Source organism: Methanococcoides vulcani, assembly GCF_900111645.1.
GTDB classification, from domain to species: Archaea; Halobacteriota; Methanosarcinia; order Methanosarcinales; family Methanosarcinaceae; genus Methanococcoides; species Methanococcoides vulcani.
The window spans coordinates 475,776-487,720 of the sequence record NZ_FOHQ01000001.1 but is presented as its reverse complement, the minus strand read 5'-3'; the positions used below and the strand labels follow the sequence as shown (position 1 = coordinate 487,720).

Below are 11,945 nucleotides of genomic sequence, written 5' to 3'. Positions count from 1 at the left end.
ATAATTAACGACTGAAAAGTTCTTTAGGAACTATCAATCATTGAGGCGAAGTTTCACAGAATCAGCATGTGCCTGAAGTCCTTCTTTTTCAGCAAGGGAGATGATCGTATCCCCGATCGAGCTTAAGCCTTCCTTTGTTATCTTTTGTATGGTCGAATATTTCAGGAAGTGGTGGATGTTCAGACCGGAGTATATCTTAGGATAGCCGGCTGTCGGAAGCACGTGGTTCGTACCTGATGCATAATCACCTGCTGCTACCGGAGCATAGTTCCCGACAAAGATGGAACCTGCATTCTCGATCCTTTCAAGAACTGAATCCTCATCGTTGACCATGATCTCAAGGTGCTCAGGTGCAAAACCATTGGAGATCTCTATACACTCATCCATGGTATCGGTCACAATAATAGCAGCATTCTCAAGAGATGAATCCACGATCTCTTTCCGGACAGCTGCATCTGCCTGCTTTTTGACCTCATCGTTCGTCTGCTCTGCAAGCTCAGAAGATGTTGTCACAAGCACTGAAACAGACTTTGGATCATGCTCTGCCTGTGCAAGAATATCGGATGCTATCATACCAGCATCAGCAGATTCATCGGCAATGATAAGTACTTCACTTGGACCTGCCGGGAAATCGATCTCGGCTTTATCACGTACCATCATCTTGGCAACAGTAACAAAGACATTTCCGGGTCCTACGATCTTGTCAACGCTCAATACCGTTTCTGTCCCATATGCCATCGCTGCAATTGCCTGGACCCCGCCAACCTTGTAGATATGATCTGCACCTGCAACTTTACCTGCTACAAGTGTAAGAGGGTTGATCTTGCCATCCGGACCCGGTGGTGTGCACATAACAACGCTCTTCACTCCTGCCACCTTTGCAGGAATTATTGTCATCAGTGCAGTGGAAGGATAGGAAGCCCTACCTCCAGGCACATAAGCACCAACCGATGCAAGGGGATTGGCCATCTGACCAAGCTTGATGCCGGGAGAAGGTTCGATGAACCATGTCTTCTGCGGGAGTTGTGCTGTATGGAAATTCCTGATGTTCTCTGCTGCGATCTTAAGATGCCTGAGAAGTTCAGCATCAACAAGTTCCATTGCCTCTTCGATCTCTTCAGATGTCACTTCTATGTCCTGAATATCTGCCCTGTCGAACTTCTTCGTGTACTCACGCAGGCCATCGTCACCTTTTTCCTGCACATCTTTGAGTATCGATGAGACGGTTTCTGCAACGTCCATCAGCTCTCCTGTGCGGTTAAGAAGCTTATCCATCTCTTCTTCGGTGACATCGGATAGGTGTTTATACAGCATGTGATCATCTCGTTATCTGATTTTAGAAAGGACAGAAACTGCATCACAGATCGCAGCTTTGTCCGCATCAAATTATTTTAACATTACTGGAAATCACTGAATGTTTTCTGGTCTTTGTCCAGTAATGTATCTAGAGTATTTGAATTTATAGGTGTGCTCTTATCCACCTGTTTTTTGACACGAACACCGATGTTCGAAAGGATATTTGCAGCCACGTTCGGCCCAACAAGCTTCGATAATATTGAATAATCGGCCTTTTTAAGTTCTGCAAGGGACACGAATCCCGCTTTGTAAAGCTTACGTGCACGAACACGTCCAACACCCCGGATACCAACAAGCTCCATGAGCTCCGGGCTGGCACCGTAATGTATCCGTTTCTCAAGTCCGCGTGCATAGGAAGAATATTTCACTCCGATAAGTTCCGCCAGTTTCGTGGTCGCATGCATGAGCCACTCTGCCGTGTCCGCAAGAGCATGAATGTCACCTTCTCCAACATTGAAGTGCTGCGTGATGTCGTCTGCAGGGATCTCACTTATCCATTCGTCCAGCAGCATTGCAGTCTTCACTTCTCCAAGGAACCACTCATAATCGGTCTGCTTGAACTGGCTTGGGATCTCGATGAAATCATCACTATGCGACATCACAAAATCATTTATCATTATATAATCACTGCTACGCATGTACAATTGCCTCATATCAGGTGTACTGCAGATCAAATGAAGAAGCGTAAGATCAGTAATATTAATTGCCTTTTTCAGCCCGTCCACGATCTTTGCCCCTGACATCGGATCGATATACAACATAGAGACAAGCTTCCCTAGCTGGGTCGAGCTTAAAGAAATTGATTCCGGAGTTTCATCTTTTACGATCATAGCATTGTCAGCCAAAAATCCGATGCAATCGTCGATAACATCCTCAAGGCTCCAGGTATCCTGCTGGAACGCAAAGAACGTCGCACCCATAAATTCCATCAACTCTGCCCGATCAGATGCAAATCCGTTCACGATCGTCGACAGAACGTGCGTCCTCAGGGCATTTTCAGTACCAAGTTTCGACCAGATATCCTCTGGATCAGCTTCCACATAGTTTTCCAGCAACTGTTCAAATTCCGCATACTCCTTAGCAAGCAGCACAGATTCCCCGTAAGGATCGAGATGAGGACGCCCTGCCCTTCCTGCCATCTGCTTATATTCAAGCACAGGGATCGGCTGCATCCCGAAATTTGAATCGAACCTGCGATAGTTCCTGATGATGACCCTCCTTGCAGGAAGGTTCAGACCGGCTGCCAGCGTCGGGGTGCTGGAGATTACCTTGATAAGGTTCTGTCTGAAACCGTCTTCCACGATCTTCCTGTGAGATGAGTTAAGTCCTGCGTGATGGAAAGCCACGCCTTTCCTTATGCAATTTGCAAGCACCTTAGCGGTGTCAGTCTCACCAGTGGATTCCACCCCATCTGCCATCTGCACAAGTTTCCCGCGAACATCACGGTCAAGTAATTTCACGACCTTGTTCGATGCACTTTTTGCAAATCCCGCACAATTGCGGCGACTGCTCTCAAAAACAAGGCATTGTCCGCCTTCAATGAGGGTATCAAGCACAAGGTTTGTGGCATTGTCCTTATCCCGGCGTTCTATCTTCTTCTGGTTTCCCAAGAAATTGATCGCCTCGCCAAAGAAAATACCCTCATGCAGATCAGTGGGCCTCCATTCGCTCAGGACAAGTTCTGCATCAAGCCAGTCTGCCATCTCACGGGCATTGCCTACTGTCGCTGACAGCGCGATGATCTGGGACTCCGGGTTCAGACGCATAAGTTTGGTCATCGTAACCTCAAGGGTCGGACCCCTGTTCTTTGAATCCAGCAGGTGAACCTCATCCACAACAATTGTGTTGACCTCTTCCATCCAGGAAGTACCATTGCGAAGCAGGGAATCGGTCTTTTCCGATGTTGCCACAATAATATCATTCGCACCAAGCCATTCATCCCTAGAATCAAAATCACCCGTCGATATGCCAACCTTGATACCAAAAGGTGCAAGCTCCCTGAACCGGTCGAACTTCTCAGAAGCGAGCGCCCGAAGCGGAACTATATAAAGCGCTTTTCCACCATTACGAATAGCCTTCAGCATTGCAAGCTCTGCCAGAAGTGTCTTTCCTGAAGCTGTGGGTATCGCAGCAAGAAGGTTCTTTCTTTCAAGTAGGCCCTTATCGACAGCTTCAGCCTGTGGAGGATACAACTCCTTTATACCGGAATCCTCATAGAAACGGATTATATCATCGGGAATGTCAAGCTCTCTTATCAGCATGGGAATTACACATCACTTTACAGCGATTGCTCCAGTATCGTATAAGTAATTTCTTAAGACTTGTGAGTGAATATCTACTACAAAAGGTTAAATAATCCGGGATTTTACACTATTTGATGTATGTCGAAGAGATCATGTCCCGCCTTAAGAAGTTGTACCCGAAAGGCTATTTCCAGATCAACCGGGACCCTTATTATCTTCTTATTTCCACAGTATTGTCCCAGCGTACCCGCGATGAAGTAACGATCCCGACAACCCAGAAGCTCTTTTCTGTTTTCGACACTCCCCAAAAAATGGCAAATGCGGATGTGGATGAGATACAGGAACTAATAAGGGATGTTGGATTCTATAGGGTCAAGTCACAGCGCTTGATCGAAATATCCCATATGCTTCTTGATGAATACGACGGTATCGTCCCTGATGATATCAACGAGCTTGTAAAGCTCCCGGGAGTTGGCAGGAAAACTGCCAATTGCGTACTGACCTATGCTTTTGACAAGGATGCCATTGCTGTGGATACTCATGTACATCGCATCTCCAACAGGATGGGACTTGTTAAGACCGCTACTCCTGAAGAAACGGAGATCGAACTTGAAAAAGTGACCGAGAAGGGAATGTGGAAAGATATCAACGGGTTGATGGTACTATTCGGTAAAAGCATATGTCGACCAGTATCACCGAAATGTGAAAAATGCATAATGAATGACATTTGTCCGAAGTTGATCTGAAGATAATGAATTTGCTTCAGTACGAACAACAATTATTCAAATGTAACAGGTTCACCGTCTATCAAAAGCTGTTTTAGCACAGGAGAACAACCCGGACCAACTGAAACTATTACTGATGTGTTTTCCATCTGCATCTGTATTGGAATACCCTCTCCTTCAGGTACAAAGTAGCTTTCAATACCCCATCTAACGTTCAGCGTATCATCATAGCTACCTGTGACCGCTCCTTTCATGCAGACCTCCTCATTACTAACATCAGGTTTTATATGGCTTACAGAATCTATCGTCCAGTATTTTTCTTTTTCAGAGAGGGTGGCATATACTGGCTCACCAGTCAGAAAATCGTGATCATAAGGAGTTATACCCATATCTATTGTTGAAATTTCATACCTCAGGGTAACATAGTCCCCCCGGAATACATCTCTCGGGTCCACAGGTTCGGTCTTTAGTAAAATATCCTTGCCCAGACTTAATGTGACCATTTTTGGCAGGAATATCAATGTAATGATGATCAGTGAATAGACCATAAGCAAAAGAAATCTTTTCGAATTCATATGCCAACACCTTCCTTGATCTCGTTTATGATCGAACGCCTCTTGTTTTCCAGATACCAGCCAAGTGTAATCAAGATCAGACCTCCGGCAATGAAAGCAAGGGACCTTGGCAAAAGCTCGTAAAGTGTCGTAAAGTACAGATGTAGCACACCCAACACAAAAAAGAGCATCCCTATATTAACAAACGGTACTGTAGATTTATAGTATCCGATCAGGATGCTGCCAATGGATAGTACAAAGAATGTCAGGTTGAACAATATGAATAATATTGTAGCTATTTGTGGATCAATTCGCGTGTAGGTATAGCCATACTCTGTTACCGATGTTGTAAATGAATCTATGAAAAAGGTTAGCAACCATGCGCCTACCCAGCCTGAAAATGCCAGTAAAAGTACGATAAGTTCGTATTTTGTATTTTTGACCTTTCTGTACATTGAAAAGTTCGATACCAAAAAGAGAACTGACGTTACCGTGAACAACAGGAAGAATAACTGGACCTGCCAGCTTATTGGGATAAATCGGGTTAAGCTCTCCCTGTAGGGTGTTTCTAAACTGAAGTAGAAGTATGAGATAAGGATGAAGAACAGACCAAAGCCCTGATGAACAAGCCTGAAATGGGCATATTTTTCAAATTTCAGATGTAGTTGCCCAAGACCATAGAGATTGATACCAAACAGCAGGTAGAGCATGAATATTTCGAAACTGCTATGTATCAAGTATCTGCTCTGCGATATGTAGAACATTGTCCAGAGAGCAAATGTGATTATATTCAATGACAGGATGCTTGAAGACCTGAAAGCGTAACCGAAAGGAAGTATAGCCAGGAACCACACCAGTAGAAGCCAATGAGCATTTGCGTTCACGTTGAATATCTGGGCAGTCAGGAATATTGTTGCACCAACGAACAACGAAGCAAGGAAAAGCAATGCTTCACCCATTACAGGGTGTGTTCTCCTGTTAAATTTTAATTCCCAGCCAACAAAGTAGGTCCCATACGTTGTGCCAAGTAGAAGCACCATTTTTGCAATATTAGGAATCCTTTGCCAGTTCGATGCAACAAATAGTATTGCCCCGATACCGATCAGGAAGGCACCCAATATTGAAACCACTGTGACAAGCTGTGAAGTATCCTTCTTCGGACTTACCTTTTCAATTCCGGAAGGTGTCTCAGCCAGCCCATATCTTGATAGGATCAGCTTTACCTGATGATCGTCAACGATCCCTTCCCGACTCCAGTCATCGACCTCTTCTTGAAGCCAGGCTTTATGCTCATTTTCCCCCATTGCAATACTATTGAAGAATTTATGAATACTTAATGTTTTTGTTATGATGTTGTGGTGGATAAAGAAAATCAATCAAAATCAAGAATTTTGGCAATTATAAACCGATATGAGAAACATAAAGTAAATAAAAAAAGCAGGATCGAGTAAAATAAAAAAGAAAGTAAAGGAACACGGCTGTTAAGCCGCTTTCCCGGATCATTCGTTGCTTAGTTCACCACTGAAATACTTGTCGTAAGAGTACATATCGAAGTGACCGTGTCCGCTAAGGCAGAACAGAATGGTCTTCTCTTCTCCGGTCTGCTTGCACTTGAGAGCCTCATCGATAGCGCATTTGATAGCGTGGGTGGACTCTGGTGCAGGTGGAATACCTTCACTGCGGGCGAACATAACGCCTGCTTCGAATACCTCTACCTGATGATAGGTGGTAGCTTCCATAAGTTTATCTGCGGTCAACTGGCTGATTATCGGTGAGCAGCCGTGGTATCTCAGACCGCCTGCATGGATGGCAGGTGGCATGAAATCATATCCGAGTGAATACATCTTAAGGAGTGGGGTCAGTTTTGCCATGTCACCATAGTCATACTGGAACTTGCCGTCACAAAGGGTCGGACAGGCAGAAGGCTCGACAGCGATGATACGTGGATCATGGGTTCCTTCGATCTTATCCTTCATGTATGGAAGGCTGATGCCTGCAAGGTTACTTCCGCCACCACAGCAACCGATAACGATATCAGGATATTCCTCTACCTTATCGAGCTGCTTCTGGGCTTCAAGGCCTATAACTGTCTGATGTAACATGACGTGGTTGAGCACACTGCCAAGAGCATATTTGGTATTATCGTGCTTCACAGCATCCTCTACAGCCTCTCCGATAGCGATACCAAGACTGCCTGATGTGTCCGGATATTTCTCAAGCATGTGACGTCCGAACTCTGTATCAGGGCTTGGTGAAGGTACGACCTTTGCACCCCAGAGATTGATAAGGGATTTACGGTATGGTTTCTGCTCGAAGCTTGAACGTACCATATAGACCTTACATTCGATATCAAAATAATTACAGCTAAGTGAAAGTGCACTGCCCCACTGACCAGCTCCGGTCTCGGTGGTTATCCTCTCTGTGCCTTCTTTCATATTATAGTAAGCCTGTGCCACAGAAGTATTTGGTTTGTGACTGCCTGCAGGACTGACCCCTTCATATTTGTAGTAGATCTTTGCAGGAGTGTCAAGCATTTTTTCAAGCCTGTGTGCACGGAACAGAGGAGCAGGTCTCCAGAGCTTGTAGATCTCGAGAACCTCATCAGGGATATCAATATATCTCTCACTGCTCATTTCCTGTTTGATGAGCTCCATCGGGAAAAGAGGAGCAAGGTCCTCTGGTGCCAGTGGCTCATTATTTGCAGGATTAAGTGGAGGAGCCAACGGGGTGGGCATATCCGGAAGGATATTATACCATTTTTTTGGCATCTCGTTCTCATCAAGTAGGATCTTAGTCTGTTCCATAGATATTCCTCATATAATGCACAAATAAGTACTATGACGTAGATTAAATTATGATATATAGATGTTGTGTTCTAAAATGATCAGATATTCCAAAAGTCGCCTGCTGGAGATCTAAAAAATACCCCAGGAAAGATAGCACAAGAGGCATTAGCCGAAACAGTAAGAAAAAGTAAATTGTTTACCTGAAGTTATCTATCTGAAACCGCATCATGATACTGTCGTCATGATTCATGGTTGGATATGTGGTTGGATATTATGGTTTACATCCAAGAGAAATCCGTTCTTCAGGAGAAAGTGACAGATAAAAATCAATTATCTGAAAATCATTGAATTCATTTTCATGCAATGAGTCAAAGAACCTGTCAAGAGTGTGAATGGTCTTTTTATCCATTGGTTCCGTCGAAGCAAGTTTTTGAGCCTCTCTTTCCAGACCGATCTTGCTCAGGCTTGAGGTTATGCGTTCGATTGCCTCGTTGTCATGTTTGATGAAATCCTGTCTGATCCTGTCAAGGTCGCCATATCCGGGATAGATGCTGAAACCTGAACCATTGGAATCACTAAGTTCCAGTTCCCTGCAGTCCTTTGCAGTTATATCAGAATAAAGATTATTATACCTACGGGTCAGATCATTATGCTTTTCAAGATACCAGGCCCAAAAACCATTGGTATTATTGTGGTCAGTCATCTCCTGATAGACTTCTAACTGCCTAGACTTCGCATTTTCAACGATCCATTCCTTGCGCCATTTATTGAACTCCTCTTTAGAGCCGGAGTCTAACCTGGCAACATGATCCCCTATAAGACTGTTCGAATTAATCATTCAATACCACCTATGTAACCACATGTCCAGAATCCTCTATAAAGATCTCACAGACAAGTGCAATTAAACCTTGAATGACACCAACCAAACCGCCGATGAACGGTCTGTTTCATCCCTCTCTTGTGAACCCATACCAGAGATATGGCTTCCTTAAAAACATTAGCAGTTTCATATTTAAACTTATCTGCACTCAAGTTAATAGTAATCATCATCATAATGGCTACTGGAAGCTTTTCAACCAATCTACAAAAAAATAGAAAATTGATAAATAAGTTGCTTGATACTGATTTATCGAATATGAACCTATAAATATCATCAAATACTATAATCAGCGACCAATAACAGGAATAAGTTGAACATATTTTTATCGGACCACGGAAAAGTTATTCATTCTGAGATCATCTGACATTAACCATCTAACATCATACAACAGGGGAATATCATGGCATCAAACACCGAACCCACATTTAACGAAGAGGAATTGATTGAGAAGGTCGTATCAGGAGAGATCCCTCTAAGGAAGATCGATGCATACACGGATAAAGACACTGCGATCAGGTTGAGGAAATGTGCGATCGAGAAGATGGAAGGTGTCCAATTCGAACATATTCAGAACTATACAATTGATGCCGAATCAGTTACAAAGCGCAATATCGAAAATATGATAGGTGCTATACAGATCCCTCTTGGAATTGCAGGCGCCATCAAAGTGAACGGCGAATATGCTAACGATGAATTCATGCTTCCACTTGCCACGACCGAAGGAGCCCTTGTTGCAAGTACCAACCGCGGATGCTCTGCCATTACAGCATCCGGTGGTGCCAATGTCAGGATCTTCCAGGACCAGATGACACGTGCACCTGTTTTCAAAATGGATAATGTTGCACACTCAAGAAAATTCGTTGACTGGGTAAGAAGGCCTGAGACCTTTGAACAGATGAAGGAAAAGGCCAGTGGAACAACACGCTTCGGCGAACTTCTCAGCGTTGAACCATACGTTACAGGAAACACCGTTTTCTTAAGGTTCGCCTATGACACAAAGGATGCAATGGGAATGAACATGGTCACCATTGCCACCGATGCAATACTCAACCTCATCTCCGATGAGTTCGGAGCTTATCCCATATCCCTTTCAGGGAACATGTGCACTGACAAGAAACCTGCAGCCATCAATAATATACTTGGCAGAGGAAAGACAGTTGCAGCGGATGTAACAATTCCAAAAGAACTTGTCAAGAAGAAACTGAAGACCACTCCAGAGATGATGGAAGAGGTAAACTACAGGAAGAACCTCCTTGGTTCTGCAAGAGCAGGAGCACTTGGGTTCAATGCACATGCGGCCAACATCGTGGCAGCACTATACATTGCATGCGGACAGGATGCAGCTCACGTTGTGGAAGGCAGTACCGCCATCACAACAATGGAAGTGAATGAATATGGAGACCTCTATTGTGCAGTTACCATGCCATCAGTGCAGGTGGGTACAGTGGGAGGGGGAACAAGTATCGGCACCCAGAGAGATTGTCTGAACCTGCTGGGAGTTGCAGGTGCCGGCAAGGTTCCGGGTGAGAACTCAAAGAAACTGGCAGAAATAGTAGCAGCAGCAGTCCTTGCAGGTGAGATATCACTGATAGGAGCACAGGCTGCCGGACATCTGGCAAGAGCTCATGCAGAGCTCGGCCGTTGATCTTTATTAATTTTAATTTTTTAATTAAGAAATAAATTGATTTGATTAAATTTAGTTAAATTAAGATCAAGTCCTTTGAGCAAGGTAGATACTCTCGATACGCTCAAGGGTCTCGGCTTCTTCAGGGGATTTATCTTCCCTGACATTCACAAGTCTTGGGAACCTGAGTGCATATCCGGATTTATAATTCGTGCTTTTCTGGATCTCCTCGAAGGCGACCTCGAACACTACCTCGGGTTTTAGCTCGATCTCTCTTCCGGATTCAACAACGATCTGATCGGACAGAAGCTCTGTAAGTTCTGCAAGTTGTTCATCTGAAAAACCGGTAGCTACCTTTCCTATTGGAAGGAAAGTACCTGCATCCGGATCAAAACATGCCAGTGCATAGGAACCAATAAGGTTTGCACGCCTTCCATAACCCCATTCTGCACCAATGACCACAAGGTCGAGGGTTTCCATGAGAGGTTTCTTCTTCAACCAGTTCTTACCCCTTTTGCCGGGTGAATATGATGCATTCGGATTCTTGAGCATGACACCTTCATGACCTGCGGCCAGTGCTTCAGAGTATATCTCGTTCACCTTTTCTGGATCATCGGTAAGTACCTGAATATCAACTTTGATGCGAGAGGTGTTCTCCACACAATCAACCAAAACGGTTCTCCTGTCAGTAAGTGGTGTGTCTATCAAAACTTCACCATTAAGATAGAGAATATCAAAAAGATTCAATATAAGTGGTATCTCTCGCACGGTAGTTTCAACATCATACTTCCTCCTGAAACGCTTGAGTATATCCTGGAATGCACGCGGGTTACCATGCTCATCAACAGCAACGGCCTCACCCTCAATAATTGCAGAATCTGCCTTTACGTTTTCTTTCACGGCTTCAACGATATCGGGAAGGGAACCTGTTACGTTCTCAAGGCGTCTTGAGAAGATATTGATGTTATCCCCATCCTTGTGTATCTGCACCCTGGCACCATCGAACTTCCACTCGACAGCCACAACACCAAGATCATTAATAGCAGTTTCAATACTTGGCGTGACCTGTGCCAGCATCATCTTAATCGGGCGGTTCAGTTCCATACCAAGCTTTGAAACTGCCTCCAAGCCACCTTCTTTTGCAGCAATTGCCACAAGGCCGAGATCATTCGTTAGCATAAAGCTACGTTCAATATCCCCCACAGGCACCTCGAATGCTTTGGAAATGGCATCCCTTACGATACCTTCACCTACCCCAATTCGAAGATCTTCTATTGCCAGCCTCGCAAGATAGCGGGCTTCCTCCGGCGTTGCTGAATTAAAAAGATACTGCAGGTTCTTTATCTTGGTTGTCTGTGAACCTTTGCCTGTCGTCCTGGAGATGTTGTTGAACCTCTCAAACACTTCCATAATGGAAAGCGATGGAGTATCATCCATAAAGGAAGAGAATGTTGCCTGGTTCCTGGTTTCCTTTTTCAATGCTGCAATAGCGGTCTCTCCGATATCACCTGTATTTCGCACGAGGTTCTCTATCTCTTTCTGCGAGAGACCTGACGATCTGGAAAGAGCTGTGTAAAGAAGACTCGGACCAACTCCAAGCTGTTCGGTGCTCCATGCAGGGAAAACATCGCCCATAACAAAATGGACAACAACCGGAAGTTCTTCACTGGAAACTGAATGTAACATCTCAGAGACGATGTCCGTCATATCCAGTGAGCCTGCAGTATGTTCTATTTTTTTACATACGTCAGCGAATTCTTTGAAATCGGTCATGCAG

General features: G+C 44.4%; 9 protein-coding genes. 2 read left to right on the top strand and 7 right to left on the bottom strand.

What is annotated here, in order from left to right; genetic code table 11:
- Window positions 1–33: 33 nt before the first annotated feature.
- Both hisD and BMX02_RS02520 read right to left on the bottom strand, forming a co-directional pair.
- Window positions 34–1,314 (bottom strand): histidinol dehydrogenase, encoded by a 1,281-nt coding sequence (hisD, locus tag BMX02_RS02525; protein WP_091688754.1) that lies wholly within the window; start codon window positions 1,312–1,314, stop codon window positions 34–36.
- An 83-nt stretch (window positions 1,315–1,397) separates the two neighbouring features.
- The gene (locus BMX02_RS02520) at window positions 1,398–3,617 is read right to left on the bottom strand and encodes an ATP-dependent DNA helicase (RefSeq protein WP_091688752.1); all 2,220 of its coding nucleotides are present in this window, start codon (window positions 3,615–3,617) and stop codon (window positions 1,398–1,400) included.
- A 116-nt stretch (window positions 3,618–3,733) separates the two neighbouring features.
- Here BMX02_RS02520 and nth point away from each other — a divergent pair, with 116 nt between their 5' ends.
- On the top strand, window positions 3,734–4,345 hold the full coding sequence (gene nth / locus BMX02_RS02515; RefSeq protein ID WP_091688750.1) for an endonuclease III: 612 nt from the start codon (window positions 3,734–3,736) through the stop codon (window positions 4,343–4,345).
- 32 nt (window positions 4,346–4,377) lie between these two features.
- Here nth and BMX02_RS02510 read toward each other — a convergent pair whose 3' ends face one another.
- The 4 genes from BMX02_RS02510 to BMX02_RS02495 form a co-directional block, all read right to left on the bottom strand.
- The gene (locus tag BMX02_RS02510; RefSeq protein WP_091688748.1) at window positions 4,378–4,899 is read right to left on the bottom strand and encodes a GDYXXLXY domain-containing protein; all 522 of its coding nucleotides are present in this window, start codon (window positions 4,897–4,899) and stop codon (window positions 4,378–4,380) included.
- A complete protein-coding gene (locus BMX02_RS02505) occupies window positions 4,896–6,182 on the bottom strand; it encodes a DUF2157 domain-containing protein (protein WP_091688746.1) in 1,287 nt (428 codons plus the stop codon). The genes BMX02_RS02510 and BMX02_RS02505 overlap by 4 nt, the downstream gene beginning before the upstream one ends.
- A gap of 195 nt (window positions 6,183–6,377) precedes the next feature.
- Window positions 6,378–7,682 (bottom strand): TrpB-like pyridoxal phosphate-dependent enzyme, encoded by a 1,305-nt coding sequence (locus BMX02_RS02500; protein ID WP_091688744.1) that lies wholly within the window; start codon window positions 7,680–7,682, stop codon window positions 6,378–6,380.
- Between the two features lie 253 nt (window positions 7,683–7,935).
- Window positions 7,936–8,502 carry a hypothetical protein gene (locus BMX02_RS02495; protein ID WP_091688742.1) on the bottom strand — a complete coding sequence of 189 codons (567 nt, stop codon included), beginning with the start codon at window positions 8,500–8,502 and terminating at the stop codon, window positions 7,936–7,938.
- 442 nt (window positions 8,503–8,944) lie between these two features.
- On the opposite strand from BMX02_RS02495, the gene hmgA reads away from it, so the two are divergent.
- Window positions 8,945–10,189, top strand: coding sequence for a hydroxymethylglutaryl-CoA reductase (NADPH) (gene hmgA / locus BMX02_RS02490; RefSeq protein ID WP_091688740.1), 1,245 nt, complete (start codon window positions 8,945–8,947; stop codon window positions 10,187–10,189).
- A gap of 66 nt (window positions 10,190–10,255) precedes the next feature.
- Here the strand turns inward: hmgA and BMX02_RS02485 are convergent, their stop codons facing one another.
- On the bottom strand, window positions 10,256–11,941 hold the full coding sequence (locus tag BMX02_RS02485) for an ATP-dependent DNA ligase (protein ID WP_091688738.1): 1,686 nt from the start codon (window positions 11,939–11,941) through the stop codon (window positions 10,256–10,258).
- Window positions 11,942–11,945: the final 4 nt, after the last annotated feature.

Bases quoted from the DNA above. Each gene is read 5' to 3' on its own strand.
- hisD (WP_091688754.1), bottom strand. From the start codon at position 1,314: ATGCTGTATAAACACCTATCCGATGTCACCGAAGAAGAGATGGATAAG.
- BMX02_RS02520 (WP_091688752.1), bottom strand. From the start codon at position 3,617: ATGCTGATAAGAGAGCTTGACATTCCCGATGATATAATCCGTTTCTAT.
- nth (WP_091688750.1), top strand. From the start codon at position 3,734: ATGTATGTCGAAGAGATCATGTCCCGCCTTAAGAAGTTGTACCCGAAA.
- BMX02_RS02510 (WP_091688748.1), bottom strand. From the start codon at position 4,899: ATGAATTCGAAAAGATTTCTTTTGCTTATGGTCTATTCACTGATCATC.
- BMX02_RS02505 (WP_091688746.1), bottom strand. From the start codon at position 6,182: ATGGGGGAAAATGAGCATAAAGCCTGGCTTCAAGAAGAGGTCGATGAC.
- BMX02_RS02500 (WP_091688744.1), bottom strand. From the start codon at position 7,682: ATGGAACAGACTAAGATCCTACTTGATGAGAACGAGATGCCAAAAAAA.
- BMX02_RS02495 (WP_091688742.1), bottom strand. From the start codon at position 8,502: ATGATTAATTCGAACAGTCTTATAGGGGATCATGTTGCCAGGTTAGAC.
- hmgA (WP_091688740.1), top strand. From the start codon at position 8,945: ATGGCATCAAACACCGAACCCACATTTAACGAAGAGGAATTGATTGAG.
- BMX02_RS02485 (WP_091688738.1), bottom strand. From the start codon at position 11,941: ATGACCGATTTCAAAGAATTCGCTGACGTATGTAAAAAAATAGAACAT.